General features: G+C 64.3%; 17 protein-coding genes. 13 read left to right on the forward strand and 4 right to left on the reverse strand.

All coding sequences use genetic code 11. The annotated features are described in order from the left end of the window. On the reverse strand, nt 1-206 hold a 206-nt coding region (locus tag DESFRDRAFT_RS05395; protein ID WP_005991907.1), incomplete at its 3' end, for an ATP-dependent metallopeptidase FtsH/Yme1/Tma family protein. Nucleotides 207-427: 221 nt separating this feature from the next. On the opposite strand from DESFRDRAFT_RS05395, the gene DESFRDRAFT_RS05400 reads away from it, so the two are divergent. From DESFRDRAFT_RS05400 to DESFRDRAFT_RS05435, 8 genes are all read left to right on the forward strand, one after another. Beyond that, complete coding sequence (locus tag DESFRDRAFT_RS05400) at nt 428-793, forward strand: response regulator (protein WP_005991908.1); 366 nt, start codon at nt 428-430, stop codon at nt 791-793. Between the two features lie 24 nt (nt 794-817). Continuing rightward, nucleotides 818-2,218 carry an HD domain-containing phosphohydrolase gene (locus DESFRDRAFT_RS05405; RefSeq protein WP_005991909.1) on the forward strand — a complete coding sequence of 467 codons (1,401 nt, stop codon included), beginning with the start codon at nt 818-820 and terminating at the stop codon, nt 2,216-2,218. 233 nt (nt 2,219-2,451) lie between these two features. Next, entirely contained in the window at nt 2,452-3,276 is an 825-nt protein-coding gene (gene nifH, locus DESFRDRAFT_RS05410) for a nitrogenase iron protein (RefSeq protein ID WP_005991910.1), read from the forward strand. Between the two features lie 57 nt (nt 3,277-3,333). Beyond that, complete coding sequence (locus DESFRDRAFT_RS05415; protein WP_005991911.1) at nt 3,334-3,663, forward strand: P-II family nitrogen regulator; 330 nt, start codon at nt 3,334-3,336, stop codon at nt 3,661-3,663. A gap of 9 nt (nt 3,664-3,672) precedes the next feature. Beyond that, nucleotides 3,673-4,047 (forward strand): P-II family nitrogen regulator, encoded by a 375-nt coding sequence (locus DESFRDRAFT_RS05420; RefSeq protein WP_005991912.1) that lies wholly within the window; start codon nt 3,673-3,675, stop codon nt 4,045-4,047. 57 nt (nt 4,048-4,104) lie between these two features. Further along, on the forward strand, nt 4,105-5,727 hold the full coding sequence (nifD, locus tag DESFRDRAFT_RS05425; RefSeq protein WP_005991915.1) for a nitrogenase molybdenum-iron protein alpha chain: 1,623 nt from the start codon (nt 4,105-4,107) through the stop codon (nt 5,725-5,727). A 31-nt stretch (nt 5,728-5,758) separates the two neighbouring features. Further along, nucleotides 5,759-7,144 carry a nitrogenase molybdenum-iron protein subunit beta gene (gene nifK / locus DESFRDRAFT_RS05430; protein ID WP_005991916.1) on the forward strand — a complete coding sequence of 462 codons (1,386 nt, stop codon included), beginning with the start codon at nt 5,759-5,761 and terminating at the stop codon, nt 7,142-7,144. A gap of 36 nt (nt 7,145-7,180) precedes the next feature. Then, on the forward strand, nt 7,181-7,492 hold the full coding sequence (locus DESFRDRAFT_RS05435; RefSeq protein WP_005991918.1) for a (2Fe-2S) ferredoxin domain-containing protein: 312 nt from the start codon (nt 7,181-7,183) through the stop codon (nt 7,490-7,492). A gap of 100 nt (nt 7,493-7,592) precedes the next feature. Here DESFRDRAFT_RS05435 and DESFRDRAFT_RS05440 read toward each other — a convergent pair whose 3' ends face one another. From DESFRDRAFT_RS05440 to DESFRDRAFT_RS05450, 3 genes are all read right to left on the reverse strand, one after another. Beyond that, entirely contained in the window at nt 7,593-7,904 is a 312-nt protein-coding gene (locus DESFRDRAFT_RS05440; protein WP_005991920.1) for an antibiotic biosynthesis monooxygenase family protein, read from the reverse strand. Continuing rightward, nucleotides 7,904-9,859 (reverse strand): molybdopterin-dependent oxidoreductase, encoded by a 1,956-nt coding sequence (locus DESFRDRAFT_RS05445; RefSeq protein ID WP_005991922.1) that lies wholly within the window; start codon nt 9,857-9,859, stop codon nt 7,904-7,906. Before DESFRDRAFT_RS05445 ends, DESFRDRAFT_RS05440 begins: the two co-directional genes overlap by 1 nt. A 90-nt stretch (nt 9,860-9,949) precedes the next feature. Beyond that, complete coding sequence (locus DESFRDRAFT_RS05450; protein ID WP_005991923.1) at nt 9,950-11,911, reverse strand: two-component system sensor histidine kinase NtrB; 1,962 nt, start codon at nt 11,909-11,911, stop codon at nt 9,950-9,952. A 120-nt stretch (nt 11,912-12,031) separates the two neighbouring features. Here DESFRDRAFT_RS05450 and DESFRDRAFT_RS05455 point away from each other — a divergent pair, with 120 nt between their 5' ends. The 5 genes from DESFRDRAFT_RS05455 to DESFRDRAFT_RS05475 all read left to right on the forward strand — a co-directional run bounded on the left by DESFRDRAFT_RS05455 (nt 12,032) and on the right by DESFRDRAFT_RS05475 (nt 17,186). Beyond that, entirely contained in the window at nt 12,032-12,604 is a 573-nt protein-coding gene (locus tag DESFRDRAFT_RS05455; RefSeq protein WP_005991925.1) for a LemA family protein, read from the forward strand. After that, entirely contained in the window at nt 12,601-14,499 is a 1,899-nt protein-coding gene (locus tag DESFRDRAFT_RS05460; RefSeq protein WP_005991927.1) for a DUF2207 domain-containing protein, read from the forward strand. The genes DESFRDRAFT_RS05455 and DESFRDRAFT_RS05460 overlap by 4 nt, the downstream gene beginning before the upstream one ends. Before the next feature lie 362 nt (nt 14,500-14,861). Beyond that, nucleotides 14,862-15,941 carry a tetratricopeptide repeat protein gene (locus tag DESFRDRAFT_RS05465; RefSeq protein WP_005991929.1) on the forward strand — a complete coding sequence of 360 codons (1,080 nt, stop codon included), beginning with the start codon at nt 14,862-14,864 and terminating at the stop codon, nt 15,939-15,941. 19 nt (nt 15,942-15,960) lie between these two features. Beyond that, nucleotides 15,961-16,695 carry a tetratricopeptide repeat protein gene (locus tag DESFRDRAFT_RS05470; RefSeq protein WP_005991931.1) on the forward strand — a complete coding sequence of 245 codons (735 nt, stop codon included), beginning with the start codon at nt 15,961-15,963 and terminating at the stop codon, nt 16,693-16,695. 92 nt (nt 16,696-16,787) lie between these two features. Further along, nucleotides 16,788-17,186, forward strand: a complete 399-nt coding sequence (locus tag DESFRDRAFT_RS05475) for a hypothetical protein (RefSeq protein WP_005991933.1) — start codon at nt 16,788-16,790, stop codon at nt 17,184-17,186.

Consider the following 17,186-nt stretch of genomic DNA (forward strand, 5'->3'; position numbering starts at 1 on the left):
AACTTGCCGCCGCCGGTGGTGACGCCCGAAATTTTCGAACCCTGGATCTTGACGGAGACCACATCGCCGGCATTCACTTTCTGGATGAAATCGGAATAGGAAAGCTTGGCGCTTTGGGTCTGCGGCTGGTTGAACAAGTTGAACAGGACGACCATGACCAGGGATATGGCCGCCCAAAGCATGAGATTTTTCGCAAAACTGTTCAAACTGGAGTCCTCCAGGAGTCGGGCAAGGAAGGGTGGGGCCCGCGAGTTGTAAAGGTGATGGGCATAGCACAGCCGTATCCGGGCTGTCCACGCGGCAAAAACGGTTTTCCTTTGCCGCCGTGCATGAGTCGGAAATGCCCGGGCAAGGCTTGCCAAGGCCGTCGTAGCTTCATATTGTGATTCATAATAAGCGTCCAGGACGCGCCCGGCAAGGAGCGGCGATGCCTCATAAACGTATTTTGACGGTCGACGACGCAAAAAGCGTGCGTGGACTCGTCTCCCAAACGCTGCGCCAGGCGGGCTACGACATCGCCGAGGCCGTGGACGGCGCCGACGCCTTGGAAAAGGCATCGGAGGGGATCGATATGGTCATCACCGACCTCAACATGCCGGGCATGGGCGGCCTGGAACTCATCACCCGGCTGCGGGAGCGGGCGGATACCCGCTTCACCCCGATCCTGGTCCTGACCACCGAATCCCAGAGCGACACGCGCCGCCGGGCCGTTTCGGCCGGCGCTTCGGGCTGGATCGTCAAACCGTTCGCCCCGGAAGTGCTGCTGGCCCTGGTGCGCCGCTTCCTGTGCTGAGCAGCCCCCCCGGACAAGCCAAAGATGGCAGACACACCCCAGGACCACTATACCTTGCCCGACCTCGACGCCGCCGGCATGGACAGCGGAGCCCTGCTCTTCCACGACGCCCCGCTGGCCGTGTATCTGCGCGGCACGGACGGCGCCCTGCTCGACGCCAACATGGCCATGGCCGTGCTGTTCGGCTTCGACGACCCGGCGGCGTTCCTGGAGGCCATGGCCGCGATCCCGGACCAATATTACCTGGACCCGGACACCCGCGCCTCGGTCCTTTCCACCCTGGCCCGCGACGGCCGCGTGACCGGCCGGCAGTTCCAGGCGCTCGGCCAGGACGGCTTCGTCATCTGGGTGGAGGAATCGGCCCGGCGGATCGTCTCCCCGGCCGGCGAAACCTTCTATTTCGGTTACCTGCGCGACATCACGGCCGAAAAGAGCACGCGCTGGGCGCTGACCGAAATCGAGGAAAAATTCCGGGGCATTTTCGAAAACGCCGTGGAAGGCCTTTTCCAGATGACGCCCGGCGGCCGCTTCGTCACGGTCAACATCGCCCTGGCACGCATGCTCGCCTATGCGGCCCCCGAAAACCTGACCGCCATGTCCAACGCCGCCGAGCATGTCTTCGTTTCCCCCGCCGACTGGCGCGAGTTGGGAGCCGTCCTCGACGCCGAAGGCATGGTGCGGGGGCACGAGGTGGAACTTTTCCGGGCCGACGGGACGCGCATCTTCGCTTCGATCCACGCCCGGGCCGTGCGCGACGTCGACGGCGGCATCGTGCTGTTCGAAGGCTCCATGGAAGACGTGACGGAACGCCGCCAGTCCCAGGAGCAACTGCGCCAGAGCCTGGCCCGGACCAGCACCCTTTTTCACCAAACCGTCAAATCCCTGGCCACGACCGTGCGCTTCCGCGACCCCTACACCGCCAGCCACCAGGACAACGTGGCCCGGCTCGCCGAGGCCATGGCCCGGACCATGGGGCTGTGCGAAGACATGACGGCCGGCATCCGGGTGGCCGGGCAGCTGCACGACATCGGCAAGATCAACGTGCCCGTGCGCTACCTCAGCAAGCCGGGCCGGCTGGTCGGCCTGGAGTGGGAATTCATGAAGCGGCACGCCCAGACCGGCTACGAGATACTCAAGGACATCGATTTCCCCTGGCCGGTGGCGGAAATCGTCTGGGCCCACCACGAACGCCTGGACGGTTCGGGCTACCCGCGCGGGCTTACCGGCGCGGCCATCGGCATCGAGGCGCGCATCCTGGCCGTGGCCGACGTGCTGGACGCCATGGCCTCCAACCGCCCCTACCGGCCGGCGCTCGGCGTGGAGGCGGCGCTTGCGGAGCTGATCCGGCACCGGGGCGCGACCTTCGACCCGGACGCCGTGGACGCCGCCAGGTCCGTGATCCGCGACGGCGTGGTCCGGTACTGATTTCCCCGCCTTCCTGCAATCTTGTCGGGCCGTTTTTTACCACAACATTTTTGTCGCACCCTTTGCGACATTTTTGTCTCCAATACGATCCCCTTGGTTGTCGTCCGCCTGCCCTGAAAAAATAAATCTTTTTAAATCAAATAGATAATTCAAAGGCATCACGACTTTACCCGTCTGGCATGACTCTTGCCTTAAAAGCCTCCATCACACTCTGGAGCAGGAGGCTTTACAAAATGCGCAAGATCGCTATCTACGGCAAGGGCGGCATCGGCAAGTCCACCACCACGCAGAACACAGTCGCCGGTCTGGCGGAAATGGGCAAGAAGGTCATGGTGGTCGGCTGCGACCCCAAGGCCGACTCCACCCGGCTCCTGCTGCACGGCCTGGCCCAGAAGACCGTGCTCGACACCCTGCGCGAGGAAGGCGAGGACGTCGACATCGACGATATCCTCAAGGAAGGCTACGGCGGCACCATGTGCACCGAGTCCGGCGGCCCCGAGCCCGGCGTCGGCTGCGCCGGCCGCGGCATCATCACCTCCATCAACCTTCTCGAGCAGCTCGGCGCCTACGAGGAAGACAAGCACCTCGACTACGTCTTTTACGACGTCCTCGGCGACGTCGTCTGCGGCGGTTTCGCCATGCCGATCCGCGACGGCAAGGCCGAGGAGATCTACATCGTGTGCTCCGGCGAGATGATGGCCATGTACGCGGCCAACAACATCTGCAAGGGCATCGTGAAGTACGCCGATTCCGGCGGCGTGCGCCTGGGCGGCATCATCTGCAACAGCCGTAAGGTCGACCAGGAAAAGGAAATGATCGAGGAGCTCTGCAAGCGCCTGGGCACCCAGATGATCCACTTCATGCCCCGCGAAAACCAGGTGCAGCGCGCCGAGATCAACCGCAAGACCGTCATCGACTTTTCCCCCGAACATCCCCAGGCCGACGAATACCGAGCCCTGGCCAACAAGATCGACAACAACGACATGTTCGTCGTGCCCAAGCCCATCTCCATCAACGAACTGGAAAAGCTGCTCATCGACTTCGGCATCGCCAACTAGTCATCGCGCCGCATCCAGCGAACACGACACCCACACACGCACGTAAGGAGCACAGTCATGCAGACCATGGTGAGAGCCATCGTTCGTCCCGAGAAATGCGATGAAGTCCTGGCGGCCCTGATGGACGCCGGTTTCCCGGCCGTGACCAAATTCAACGTCGCCGGACGCGGCAAGCAGCGCGGCATCAAGATCGGCGAGATCCAGTACGACGAGATTCCCAAAGTCATGCTGATCTGCGTCGTGGACGAAAAAGACAAGGACTTCGTGGTCAAGACCGTTATGGAAAGCGCCCGCACCGGCACCAAGGGAGCCTTCGGCGACGGCAAGATCTTCGTGAACCCCGTTGAGGAAATGTACACCATTTCGTCCGGCGTGAAGGAATCCTAGGAGGGCGTCATGAAGGAGATCATGGCGATTATCCGCATGAATAAGATGAACCAGACCAAAAAAGTCCTGGCCGACTCCGGCATGCCGGCCTTCGTGGCCCGCGAGGGGTACGGCCGCGGCAAGGGCCTGGTCAATCAGGCGGTGCTCGAGGGCGCCGCCGCCGGCAACGAGGAAGCCATCGCGCTTCTCGGCACCAAGGGCCGGCTGTACCCCAAGCGCATCCTGTCCATCGTTGTCCCGGACGCCGAAGTGGGCAAGGTCGTGGATGCCATCTTATCCGTCAACAAGACCGGTCAGGCCGGCGACGGCAAGATCTTCGTGCTGCCCGTCACCGATTCCATCCGGGTCCGGACCGGCGAGGACGGCGACGCGGCCATTATCTAAAAGGCGGCCCCTGCGGACGTCCCCGGACCTATACCGAGATAACGAGGAAGCATCCAAATGAGCAGCAAGCCCATTAATGTAGAAGAAATCAAGAAGGAACTCATCGCCAAGATGCCGACCAAGGTCGCGCGCAAGCGGGCCAAGGCCATTGTCCCGGGCGCGGGCGGCGGCGAGGAGATTCCCGAGATCCAGGCCAACGTCCGCACCATTCCGGGCATCATCACCCAGCGCGGCTGCACCTACGCCGGCTGCAAGGGCGTCGTGCTGGGTCCCTCACGCGACATCGTCAACCTGACCCACGGCCCCATCGGCTGCGGCTTCTACTCCTGGCTGACCCGCCGCAACGAGACCGACGCCGGTCCCGACGGGGACAACTTCATCCCCTACTGCTTCTCCACGGACATGACCGAGCACGACATCGTGTTCGGCGGCATGAAGAAGCTGTCCGCGGCCATCCAAGAAGCCTACGACAACTTCCATCCCAAGGCGATTTCCGTCTTCTCCACCTGCCCGGTCGGCCTCATCGGCGACGACATCCACGCCGTGGCCCGGCAGATGCAGGAAAAGCTCGGCATCACCGTGTTCGCCAACTCCTGCGAAGGCTACCGCGGCGTGTCCCAGTCCGCCGGCCACCACATCGCCAACAACCAGATCATGAAGCACATCATCGGCACGAACGACACGCCGGTGGAGGGCAAATACAAGATCAACATCCTTGGCGAGTACAACATCGGCGGCGACGCTTTCGAGATCGAACGCATCCTGGAGAAGTGCGGCATCACGCTGATCTCCACCTTCTCCGGCAACTCCACGGTGGAATCCTTCCGCAGGGCCCACTTCGCCGACCTCAACACCGTCATGTGCCACCGCTCCCTCAACTACGTGGCCGAGATGATGGAGACCAAGTTCGGGATTCCCTGGATCAAGGTGAACTTCATCGGCGCCCATGCCACGGCCAAGTCGCTGCGCCGCATCGCCACCTACTTCGAGGACCAGGACCTCATCGACAAGGTCGAGCAGGTCATCGCCGAGGAGATGCCCGCCATCGAAGCGACGATCAAGGACATCCGCCCCCGCACCGAAGGCAAGACGGCCATGATGTTCGTGGGCGGCTCCCGGGCGCACCATTACCAGGAACTGTTCGGCGAACTGGGCATGAAGGTCCTGTGCGCCGGCTACGAGTTCGCCCACCGCGACGACTACGAAGGCCGCCACGTGCTGCCCAAGATCAAGGTCGACGCCGACTCGCGCAATATCGAGGAGCTGGAAGTCGAGAAGGACGCGACCCGCTACAATCCCCGCAAGACGCCCGAACAGCTCGAGGCGCTCAAGGCCAAGGGCGTCGAGGTCAAGGACTACGACGGCATGATCGGCCAGATGTCCAAGGACGCGCTGATCATCGACGACATCAGCCAGTACGAGACCGAAAAGATCATCGAGATCATGAAGCCCGACATCTTCTGCGCCGGCATCAAGGAAAAGTACATCATCCAGAAGATGGGCATGCCCATGAAGCAGCTGCACAACTACGACATCGGCGGCCCCTACGCCGGGTTTGTCGGAGCCGTCAACTGGTACCGGGACATCGACCGCATGGTGAATTCCAAGATCTGGGCGCTGACCAAGGCCCCCTGGCAGATGGAAGGGCCCGAGCTCGAAGCCAGCTACGTGGCGGAATAAACAAGCTTTTCGCTAGAGAAGGAACGCATTTATGGCTCTCCTCAGACATACCACCGGCGAGATCAAGGAACGCAAGGCGCTCACCGTCAACCCGGCCAAGACCTGCCAGCCCATCGGCGCCATGTATGCCGCGCTCGGGGTGCACAATTGCTTCCCCCACAGCCACGGCTCCCAGGGCTGCTGCGCCTACCACCGCTCCACCCTGACCCGCCATTACAAGGAGCCCATCGTCGCCGGCACCTCGTCGTTCACCGAAGGCTCCTCGGTCTTCGGCGGCCAGTCGAACCTGATCACGGCCATCGACAACATCTTCACCCTCTACGACCCCGAAATCATCGCGGTCCACACCACCTGCCTGTCGGAGACCATCGGCGACGACCTGATGCAGATCTCCCAAAAGGCCAAGGACGACGGCAAGGTGCCCGAGGGCAAGGTCCTCATCTACGCCAGCACCCCGAGCTATGTCGGCACCCACATCACGGGCTACTCCAACATGGTCAAGGGCATCCTCAAGGGCTTCGCCGCCAAGACCGGCACGCCCAACGGGAAGCTCAACATCATCCCCGGCTTCTGCGAGCCCTCGGACATGGCCGAAGTCCGCCGCCTGTGCGCGATGATGGGCATCGACATCATCATGGTCCCGGACACCAACGGCGTGGTCAACGGCCCGCTCACCGGCAAGTACGAGATGTTCCCCAAGGGCGGCGCCACCAGGGAAGAGATCGCTTCCATGGGCGACTCCATGGGCACCGTCGGCCTGGGCCGGTGGGCCACCACCGACGGCGTCAACTTCCTGGACGCCGAGTTCAAGGTGCCCGGCACCATCCTTGGCATGCCAATCGGCCTCCAGGCCACGGACCGGTTCATCGAGACCCTGCACAAGCTGACCGGCAAGCCGGTCCCCGAGGCCATCACCTTCGAGCGCGGCCAGATGGTCGACATCATCTCCGACTACGACCAGTACCTCTACGGCAAGAAGGTGGCCCTGGCCGGCGATCCGGATCAGCTGCTGCCCCTGGTCGAGCTGATCGTCACCCTGGGCATGATCCCGGCCTACGTCGTGTCCGGCACGGCCGGCAAGTACTTCGATGACCGCATGGCCGAGCTGACCAAGGACGTGCCCTACGACTGCAAGTACAAGTGCGGTCCCCTGGCCGACATGTACCTGCTGCACCAGTGGATCAAAAACGATCCGGTCGACCTGCTCATCGGCAACACCTACCTCAAGTACATCGCCCGCGACGAGGACATCCCACTGCTGCGCCACGGCTTCCCGATCCTCGACCGCATGGGGCACCAGTACTTCCCGACCTTCGGCTACACCGGCGGCATGCGCCTTCTGGAGAAAATCCTGGCCGCCATCATGGACCGCCAGGACCGCGACGCCCCCGAGACCCGCTTCGAACTGCAGATGTAACGGAACCGAAACTTCAAGGGAGAGGAGACGAGACGCATGGCCATCGAAAAGCCGCAATACTTGATCAACGTCTGCGCGAGCTTTCGCGTCAAAGGCGAGGCCAAGGGCATCTGCCACAAAAAAGGCTCGCACAACCTGATGGGATACTTCGAAGAGGGTGTGCTCGACCGGGGCATCGACGCCCGAATCGTCAGCACCGGCTGCATGAAACAGTGCGAGGAAGGCCCCATTGTGGTCGTGATGCCCGAGAACTGGTGGTACCGGGGCATCGACAGCGAGGACAAGGTGGACGAGATCCTGGACGCCCTGGAAAACGGCGAGGCCTGCGAGGAACATCTGCTCCCCTAACCGAAAGCCGGTTTGCCAACCGTTTGGATTGGACTCCCATAGAAAAAGCCGCCCCGCTGTCACGGACCAGCGGGGCGGCTTCATTTTGCGCGGCTTCGCTTCATACAAGCGTCGCTTCCACAACCTCATAGTGCCGCACCACCGTTTCGGGCACGATCGCGTAGGCGTCGTCGCCGGGATAGAGCACCGCCCGGCCGATGTCCGCGCCGGCAAAAGCCTTGATGGCGGCCAGGGACTCCCAGTAGCTGACGAAGGTCACCTCGACCATGCCGTCGACTTCGCGTGTGAGAATCTGGTGCCCCCGATACCCCGGCGTCGCCGACGTCTCGGCCACGCCCGTGGCGACCAGATGGGCCAAAAACCCGTCCCTATGGACCGGCGGACACAGACATTTCCATTCCCTGGCAAGCATCACGGCAACCTCTCCACATCGACGACCGCTTCGTAATAGGGCGTGCCCTGTCCCACGGCGCTGACCATATCCGGGATGATCGTGTTGATCCCCTGCCCGGCCTTGATCCAGCCGCCCCGTTCACAACAGACCACGTCCGGGCGCAGGGCCGGATCGTGGCGCACGGTCACGGGAAGCGAACCGAGTTCGCCGACCAGTCTGGCCGGGCCGCCGTCGGCAATGCCGCACCGCGTCGCTTCCGAGGCGGCCATGGCCAGCACAATGGGGCCGCCATGATCCCCCGGCACCCGCTCGGAGCACAGATGCTTGGCCATGCCCGGGGTGAGCAGCCGATACGGGTAGCGCGTGGCGACCCGGCAGTCGTCGCAGCCCGCGACGTCCGTCAGGAGCTGGAATCGGCCGCTCGGGGTATCGAATTTCCCGTCCGCCCAGGGCACCATGGGGGCGTTTGGAATGCGCACCGGCCCTTTCCACAAATCGTCCCAGGCCACGCCCTGCTCAAGCAGTGGCCGCAGGATCAGCCGCAGCCACGCCTCGTCGCTTTTGATGAACGCGTCGGCAAAAGGAAAGCGTCTGGCCAGGTCCATGAAGATGTCGAACTGGGACCGGCACTGCCCGGGTGGCGGCGCGGCCGGAAGGAGCGGCCCTACGTGGTTGTGGCCGAAGCTGGCCACGATGTCGCGCTGCTCGAAAAAGGCGGCGCAGGGCAGAAACAGGTCGCAGTGGCCGGCCGTGTCGTCGAGAAAGAGGTTCATGTCCACGACAAAGGGCACGGCGTCGAGCGCCTTGGCCACCAGATTGGAATTGGGGGCCATGCACACCGGGTTGGCGGCGCTTATGACCGCCATTTCGATGGGCGGGTCCTTGGCTGCCAGAATCTCCCGGCCGATTTGCGGCATGAGGAGCTTGCGGCGCGGCGGATGGAGCCCCTCCCCCCACATTTCCTGGTCGTACGGGCCCCATTCCTCGAAGCCCTGGGACACGCCGCCGCCGGGAATGCCAATGTTGCCGGAAACGGCCCCCAACGCATCCACCGCCCGCACCAGCTCATGGCCCAGCGTGAAGCGGTGCAGGCCCCAGCCTAAAAGCGTGGCCGTGGGCCGGCCGGCCGCGTAGGCCTCGGCCAGCGCGTCGACGAGATCCGGCTCCACATCGCAGGCCCGGCGCAGCTGTTCCGGGGAATAGCGATGCAACAGCGCCAGATAGGCGTCCAGGTTATCACAACGGTGGGCAAGGAATTCCCGATCCTCCCGGCCGGTGTCCACGATGCGCCGGGCCACGGCCAAGGCCAGAAAGGCGTCGCGGCCGGGCCGGGGCGCGATGTGCAGGTCGGCCAGGGGCACCGATTCGCACGGGCGCGGGTCGATGAGGAGGATGCGGGCGCCGCGTTTTTTGGCCTCGCGCAGATGGACCATGATCCCGGGCTGGGTGGCCACGGGATTGCGGCCCCACAAGACGATGGTGCGGGCGTTTAAAATATCCAGGGGATCGTGGGAAACGCGCGGCCCGTAATCGAGGCTTTGGGCGGCGTAGCCCGTGCCGCCGCAAAGCGTGCCGGCCAGGGTGGTCACCCCGCCGAGGTGGGCGAAAAAGCGGGCATTGACGATTTTCAGGGCCGTGCGCTCGCCAAAGCCCATGTAATAGAGGATGGACTCCGGGCCGTATGTGGCCACGCAGGCTTTCAGCCGGTCGGCCATCTCGTCCAGGGCATCGTCCCAGGTGACCGGGACAAAAGTGTCACCCCGCCGTCGAAGCGGCGTCAACACGCGCTCAGGGCTGTAGAAGCGGCGCAAAAAGGCCGGGGCCTTGCGGCAGATCGTCCCTTTGTTGACGGGGTGGTCGGGGTTGCCGGTCAATTTCACCACCCGGTCCCCTTCCACATGGGCGAGCAGGCCGCAGGCGCTGGGGCAATCCCGGGTGCAGGTGGCGACGAAGATTTTCGCGCCGTCTTTCATGTCTCCTCCGGATGCGGGCGTGACCGTTGGCGTCACCCCGCCAACCGGCGTCAATACCGGGAGAAGACTATCGGCGCAAGCCGCGTCGGGTCACGCCTGAAGAGGCTCGGTCCCGGCAAGCGGCAGAGTCAGAAAAAAGGTCGTGCCCTGGCCCGGCCGGCTGACGAAATCCACCACCGCCTTGTGGCGGGCCATGATGGCGTGGACGATGGCCAATCCCTGGCCCGTGCCCTTGCCCACCGGTTTGGTGGTGAAAAAGGGGTCGAACACGCGGGCGCGCGCCGTTTCCGGAATGCCGGTCCCGGTATCGGCAATGGCGATGCGCACGGCGTTCCCTTGGCGGGCGGCGCTGACGCTGATGACGCCCTTGTCCCCGGTCCCGGCGTTTTTTTCCTCGATGGCCTGGGCCGCATTGACGATAATGTTCAAAAGCGCTTGGTTGAATTCGCCGGACACGAACGGCACCAAGGGCAGGTCGTCTTCGATGTCCGTTTCCACGTCGGCCACGTATTTCCAGGCGCTGCGGGAAACGGCCAGGGCGTCGTCTATGGCTTCGGCCACGTCGATGGGCCGCGAGCCCTCCAGGTCCGGATGGGCGAAGCGCTTCATGGAGCCGACGATGGCGGCCACCCGGTCGAGGCCCTCGCGGGATTCGCGGATGGCCGCCGGCGTTTCCTCGAGCACAAAGCGCAGGTCTTCGTCGGCCAGCATGGCGGCGAGCTGTTCCGGCAGGTCTTGCGCTCCGGCCCGGGAGGCCAGGACCAGGGCGCTTTGCTTGTCGAGCAATTCCACGAGCCGGCTCAAGGCGTTGGCCAGAAATTCAAGGTTCCCGCTGACATACTGCACCGGGGTATTGATCTCGTGGGCAATGCCGGCCGCAAGCTGCCCCAGGGATTCCATCTTGAGCGCATGGGCCAGTTGGCGTTCCATGTCCTTTTGAGCGGTGACGTCGACCACACTCGCCACCACTTCGTCGATGGTCCCGTCCGGGCCGATCAAAGGCGCGGCGCTGACGGACACGAAACGCCGCCCGCCTTTGGGCCGGGCGATGGAAAGCACCATGTCGTAGACCGGCTTTCCCGTGGCCATGACCCGATCGAAGGGATACCCACCCGGGGGCAGGGGATGGCCCTCGAGGGTCTCGGGGAAAAATCCCGGATCGTTATAGGCCAGGGAGCCCGAACCGCGCGCCGCCAACTCCAAAATGTCCTCGGCCCGTGGGTTGCAAAAAACGATGGTTCCCTTCCTGTCGAACCGGACCACGCCGCCCGGCAGCGTGTCCATGAGCAGGGCGGAGTATTCCCGCTCCCGGCGCAGGGCCTCGTCGCCGCGAAGGCGCATCATGGTGCGCTCGAGACGTTCGGCGACGACCCGGACGAACTCCGTCTCCTCGGGCGAAAAGGGCGCGTCGGCGTAATGCGCTTCCAAGAGGGCGTCCGGCTGCCCGGACCGGGCCAGGAGAAACGACACACGATGCGGCCCCGGCGCGAAGCCAGGGGAAGCGAACGCCTGGCCGTCGGCCAAAATGCGCGCTCCGGCGGCCTGCGGGCGTTCCATAGCCGACGGCAGCAAGGCCGCGATGCCGCGAAAAAGCCTTTCCCGGGGCTGGTCGAACCGCTGGATCACGGCATGGACGTCGGCCAGGCAGGCGAGCGTCTTGATGTTGCGCGCAAGGACCGCCCGCTCCTCCCGGGCCTCGAGGCGGCAGCGGCGCAAATCCCAAAGCAGGCGCAGCCGCGCGGTCAGCTCGGCCGGCCCGACCGGCTCGCGCACGACCTCGTCGGCGACGGCAAGCGCCCGGGCAACCGTCCCCTCGTCGGCGTCGGGCGGCAGCACGGCCACCACCGGAAAGCGGTCGGGCTCTCCCTCGCGAAGCGTCTTCACGACGGCGGCATGTCGGTCGAGGTGCGCCAGATCGGCCACCAGCCCCCGGCACTCCCCGGGCAGGGAAGCGCTGTCGGCCACCGTCCGTACGAAAAACCCCGCCGCCTCCAAACCGGCGGCAAGATCGGCCCCCGCCTTCCCGTCACGCCACACGCCGATCACGCTCATGTCCACCTCATTGGCGCTTGCGCCCGTGTCCGATGGCGGGGCCGTTGCCCAACACCACACAATTCCTGTATACGGCAGAGGACAATCCCATTCCCAAGCCCCGATTCCAAGGAGAACCCCATGACCGCATTGGCCATCCTGGCAGCGATCCTCGTTTTGGCCGGCGCTTGGCTCGTCGCCATCTACAACGGCCTGGTGCGCGGCCGCAACCTGGCCGCCGAGGCCCAAAGCGGCATGGACGTGCAGCTTAAGCGCCGCGCGGACCTGATTCCCAATCTCGTTTCCACGGTCAAAGGCTATATGGACCACGAACGCGGCGTTTTGGAGTCGGTCACGGCACTGCGCGCCAAGATCGACGTCGCGCCGGACGCCGCCGCCCGTTTCCAACTCGAAGGCGAGCTTTCCACGGCGCTCGGTCGGTTCATGGCCGTGGCGGAAAACTATCCGGCCCTGCGGGCCAGCGAAAACTTCCTGGCCCTGCAACAGGAGCTGGCGGCCATTGAAAACGAAATACAGCTTGCCCGCCGCTATTACAACGGCGCGGCCCGGGCCCAGAACAACCGGGTGCAGTCGTTTCCGACCAACCTGCTCGCCCCGGCCTTCGGTTTCACCACCTTTCCCTATTTCGAGATCGCCGACCCGGCCGACCGGGCCGTGCCCAAGGTCGGCTTCGACGCGGGAGGCGGGTCGTGAACACCCGGCGCATCCTGCTGTGCGCCGCCATCCTGACTTTTTTCGCGGCCGGCGTCACCGTGGCCCGGGCCGACACGCCCTCGGAACGCATCCTGTCCTTTGACAGCCGCATCGTCATCGCCCCGGACGCCGCCCTCACCGTGACCGAAACCATCGAGGCCCAGACCGCCGGCAAGACCATCCGCCACGGCCTCGTGCGGGAGTTTCCCACCCGCTACCGCGCGCCAGGCGGCAAAACCGTCACCGTCGGCTTCAAGGTCCTCTCCGTCAGCCGCGACGGACATAAGGAAGCTTACCACATCAGAGACGTGTCCAACGGCAAGAAGGTGTACATGGGCCAAAAGGACGCCCTGCTGCCGCCAGGGCGGCACACCTACGTCCTGACCTACCGCACCGACGGGCAGGTCGGGCAGTTTCCCGAATTCGACGAGCTCTACTGGAACGTGACGGGCAACGGCTGGCGGCTGCCCATCGACGCGGCCACGGCCGCAATCGTGCTGCCGGAAGGGGCGACGGTCACGCGCTATGCCGCCTACACCGGCAGGCAAGGAAAAAAAGGGCGCGACTATACGGCCCAAAAAGCTCCGGGCATGATGACCTTCGCCACGACCGCCCCGCTGCCCCCGGGCGAGGGGCTCACCGTGGCCGTGGCCTTTCCCAAGGGCTTCGTCCATCCGCCTTCGACCACGAAACGACTGCTCACGGCACCGGCCTTTCTGACCGCGGCGCTCGGCCTCCTGCTCGTGACCGCCTATTTCCTTTTCGTCTGGTGGAAAGTCGGACGCGACCCGCGCCAGGGCATTCTGATCCCGCTTTTTGCGCCGCCAAACGACATGTCGGCCCCGGGAACGCGCTATGTGCGGCGTATGGGTTTCGACGACAAGACCTTTGCCGCCGGCCTCGTGCAGATGGCCGTGGAAGGCGGACTCGTCATCGAACGCGTCAAGCGGGTCTATGTCCTTACGCGCGGGCAAAAGGATTTTCCGGGCGGCTCCTGGCAGGGGGCCGTGTCGCAAAAGCTTCTTGGCGCGGCCGACAGCATCCGCCTGGAACGGGCCAACCACGCCACCCTCAAGGCGGCCCGGAAAAGCCTGCGCACGTCCCTGGAACTGGCCTACCGGGGGAAGCTCTTCCATGCCAACAGGCCGCAGTTTTTCCTCGGCGTGGCCCTCTCGGCGGGCGTGATGGCGCTGACCGCCAAGCTGGCCGACGAACCGGCCGCGGCCGGCGCGATGATCGCCTTTCTGTGCGTCTGGACCTTCGGCGCCGCCGTGACCACGTTCCGGTGGATCGCCGCCCTAGGCCAGGCCAAAAACCGTCCCAGGTTCCGGACCATCGGCGGCGCGATCATCCTCACGCTCTTCGCCATCCCCATGTGGATCGCGGCCGTCTTCATCGCCGGCCTGCTGTCCACGGCCGTATCCATTCCGGCCGCCGTGGCCCTGGCAGCCATCGGCGGCATGAACGCGGTCTTCTGGCAGTTGCTCAAGGCCCCGACGCCCGAAGGCCGCCGGGTCATGGACGCCATCGAGGGCTTTCGCCTGTATCTTGCCGTGGGCGAAAAAGAGCGGCTCGAATTGCTCAACCCGCCCGATCGCACGGTGGAGCTTTTCGAGCGCTACCTCCCCTATGCCCTGGCGCTGGGCGTGGAAAACGCCTGGGCGGCCCAGTTCAAGGACGCCCTGGCCCGGGCGGAGGCGGCGGGCTCCGCTCCGATCTGGTATACCGGGCAGTCCTGGAGTTCCCTCGGCTCTTCCGACTTCGCGAGTGGATTCGCCGACGGGTTTTCCTCGGCCATCTCCGCCGCGTCCTCTGCCCCGGGATCGAGTTCGGGAAGCGGCGGCGGCGGCAGTTCCGGCGGAGGGGGAGGAGGAGGTGGCGGCGGCGGCTGGTAGCGGAATCCGGCGGGAAAGCCGCTGTCCTTCGGCCATGAGCCCGCCATGGCCCTTGGTTTCGGGGCCAAGACATGTTAGGCAACCACAGGCTTTTCGGGCAACCCTTTCTTTCCCGGGTGCAAGCGCCGCAGCAGGACGCCCCCGTCAAGCAACCGGGCAAGCACGATCACACCGTGCGTCGTGCACGACACGGCTTTTCGGATGCCATCCCATGCCCAGCGCGTGCGACACCGCGCCGACAGACTTTTGCCTTGCCGCCGTGTTTCGTTTACACCCGGCGCAAACGCGTTTCGGCGACTGTCTCCGTCCGCCGCCTTATCCGTAAACGTTGCAACGTTTCCAGTCCGTCCCCGCGAGCCACCATGGATAGAAGCGAAATTTCCGTCGCCATACTGACCAACAACCAGCATCATGCGACCCGGGACAAGCAGTGCCTGGTCAAGCTCAACGTCAAGAGCATCAAGGTGTTCGACGATCCGGAAGACGTGCTGGAGTCGGTGCGGCAACAGGAGGTGCAACTCGTACTCATCGACGCGGCCGTCAGGAACATGACCGGCAGCGCCTGCCTGCGGGCCCTGCGCAAGGCGGCGAACACCGCTCTCCTGCCGGCGATCATGGTCACGCCGGAAAGCCAGCTCCAAGCCGTGGTCGACGCCATCGCCGCCGGTTGCAACGGCTATGTCATCCGCCCCTATTCCCTGCAAACCTTCGAACGCCATCTGCGCATGGCCTTCGAGTCCATGAGCGGCGACAGCATCGAGACGGCCCAGTTGGACGCGGCCACCGAGCTGGTCGCCCAGGGCCGCTTCGACGAGGCCATCAGCGAATTCAACGAACTGGTGGAAGAGGAAAACGAGGCCGTTGCCTTCTTCAACAAAGGCATGGACTACCTGCGCCGTCGGAAGTTCGGCAAGGCCATCCTGGCCTTCAACAAGGCCGTGGCGCTCAATTCCATGTACGCCGAGGCCTACAAGGGCATGGCCTACGCCTATAAGGGCAAAGGCGACGACGCGGGTTTCCGGGCCTGCCTGGACAAGTCGGCATCCATACTGGCCATGCAGGACCGCCTCGACGAACTCAAGGAGCTTTTCGCCGAAATCCTGCAGGCCAATCCCGACGCGATCAACCCCTACAACACCATGGGCATCGACCTGCGCAAAAAAGGCGACTACGTCGGCGCGATGCACGCCTACACCCAGGCACTGACGCTGACGCCAAACGACGAAAACCTGCACTACAACATCGCCAAGGCCTGCATCTTCTCCAAGGACTACGACGCGGCCATGGAGCATCTGGAAAAAGCGGCCGGACTGCGCCAGGATTTCGAAGAGGCCAAACGGCTGCTTGCCAAGCTTCGGGCCAAGCAATACGATTCCTTAGGCGTTTCAAACGGCGCGGCCCGGAGCCCTTCCGGACGGGACGGCCTGGCCATGGACTCCTGACCGGTTCCCGCGGCGCGACATGGAGCAAGAAAACCGCATAAACGGCATCTTTTCCCGCAAAACCACCCTCAAGGTCGGTTTCGGCACGACAAAGCATGCCGCCCTTTCGGAAACCTACTGGTTCGTCAAGGAACAGGACTCGGGACAGTTCCAGGTGCAAAGCCTGGACATGGACTTCAAGCCCCAAGGCCAGCCTTTCACCATTTCCCGGGCCAAGCTCTTCGAGGACTACCACCTGGAACCGGACCTGAGCTACCGGCTCCTCAGCCAGCCGCTGCTCGTGGGCGACCATTACCGGTCCACGGCCAAATACGGGAGCGCCGAGCAGGAATACCTCAAGATCAAACGCATCGACGAGGACAACATCCGGGCCAATTTCGGATTGGGGCTGATCTACCTGGCTCTCGAGAAGACCGACAAGGCCACCTACATCTTCGACCGGCTGGTGCGGCTGGAGGAAACCTTCGAGCCCAAGCACAAGCACCTCTTCAACGAGTTCGGCATCAACCTGCGCAAAAAAGGCCTCTACGAGGAAGCCCTCAAGTACTACTTCAGGGCGCGCGAACTCTCTCCCAACGACGACCATCTATTGCTCAACATCGCCCGCGTCCACTACGAGCAAAACAGACTGCCCGAAGCCGAAGCCGCCGCACGCGAAGCCCTGGCCATGAATCCCGACCTCGTCGAGGCCAGACGGCTGCTCAACCGCATCTGGGACGGCCCGCCGCGCGTAAAACCCCTGCCCGGCATTTGAAAATCCGGCCGCGAAAACCGCCGCGCCGGTCTACCGCCGTCGCCGGGCCTGTGTTACAATACGGGTGACGACCCGCGAATACAGGAGGCGCCATGACCAAGATCGCATCGTTTACCAAGCTGGAAAACGCCCTGGTCCCCCGCTTCCGGGAAAGCATGTCCCGGGCGCAGTCCACGGCCGACGCGCAAAAATTCTTCGTCTACACCATGCTGGAGCTGCTCAACAGCGTCCTGGCCGATGCCGCCGCCGGTTTCGAGCTGCGCTACGAGGACATCTGGCTGACCCCGGACGATGAGGCCGGGCCGGGCTATGCCCTCTCGCCGCGCCTGGCCGAGAACGAAGCCCTGGCCGAGCTCCTCGCCTCCTCGGACCTGCCCGCCATTCTGGCCCGATTCGCGGCCGTGGCCGTCAAACGCTACCAGTATCTGGCCCAGAAGCCCGAAAAGACCGAAGCCAAGATGTACCACGGCACCGGCCGCGCCGCGCGGTAG

Source organism: Solidesulfovibrio fructosivorans JJ] (genome assembly GCF_000179555.1).
Lineage (GTDB): Bacteria > Desulfobacterota > Desulfovibrionia > Desulfovibrionales > Desulfovibrionaceae > Solidesulfovibrio > Solidesulfovibrio fructosivorans.

Excerpts from the sequence above, each read along its gene's own strand:
- DESFRDRAFT_RS05400 (WP_005991908.1), top strand. The coding sequence starts at position 428 with ATGCCTCATAAACGTATTTTGACGGTCGACGACGCAAAAAGCGTGCGT.
- nifD (WP_005991915.1), top strand. The coding sequence starts at position 4,105 with ATGAGCAGCAAGCCCATTAATGTAGAAGAAATCAAGAAGGAACTCATC.
- DESFRDRAFT_RS05435 (WP_005991918.1), top strand. The coding sequence starts at position 7,181 with ATGGCCATCGAAAAGCCGCAATACTTGATCAACGTCTGCGCGAGCTTT.
- DESFRDRAFT_RS05420 (WP_005991912.1), top strand. The coding sequence starts at position 3,673 with ATGAAGGAGATCATGGCGATTATCCGCATGAATAAGATGAACCAGACC.
- DESFRDRAFT_RS05445 (WP_005991922.1), bottom strand. The coding sequence starts at position 9,859 with ATGAAAGACGGCGCGAAAATCTTCGTCGCCACCTGCACCCGGGATTGC.
- DESFRDRAFT_RS05440 (WP_005991920.1), bottom strand. The coding sequence starts at position 7,904 with ATGCTTGCCAGGGAATGGAAATGTCTGTGTCCGCCGGTCCATAGGGAC.
- DESFRDRAFT_RS05405 (WP_005991909.1), top strand. The coding sequence starts at position 818 with ATGGCAGACACACCCCAGGACCACTATACCTTGCCCGACCTCGACGCC.
- DESFRDRAFT_RS05470 (WP_005991931.1), top strand. The coding sequence starts at position 15,961 with ATGGAGCAAGAAAACCGCATAAACGGCATCTTTTCCCGCAAAACCACC.
- nifH (WP_005991910.1), top strand. The coding sequence starts at position 2,452 with ATGCGCAAGATCGCTATCTACGGCAAGGGCGGCATCGGCAAGTCCACC.
- nifK (WP_005991916.1), top strand. The coding sequence starts at position 5,759 with ATGGCTCTCCTCAGACATACCACCGGCGAGATCAAGGAACGCAAGGCG.
- DESFRDRAFT_RS05455 (WP_005991925.1), top strand. The coding sequence starts at position 12,032 with ATGACCGCATTGGCCATCCTGGCAGCGATCCTCGTTTTGGCCGGCGCT.
- DESFRDRAFT_RS05475 (WP_005991933.1), top strand. The coding sequence starts at position 16,788 with ATGACCAAGATCGCATCGTTTACCAAGCTGGAAAACGCCCTGGTCCCC.
- DESFRDRAFT_RS05415 (WP_005991911.1), top strand. The coding sequence starts at position 3,334 with ATGCAGACCATGGTGAGAGCCATCGTTCGTCCCGAGAAATGCGATGAA.
- DESFRDRAFT_RS05450 (WP_005991923.1), bottom strand. The coding sequence starts at position 11,911 with ATGAGCGTGATCGGCGTGTGGCGTGACGGGAAGGCGGGGGCCGATCTT.
- DESFRDRAFT_RS05465 (WP_005991929.1), top strand. The coding sequence starts at position 14,862 with ATGGATAGAAGCGAAATTTCCGTCGCCATACTGACCAACAACCAGCAT.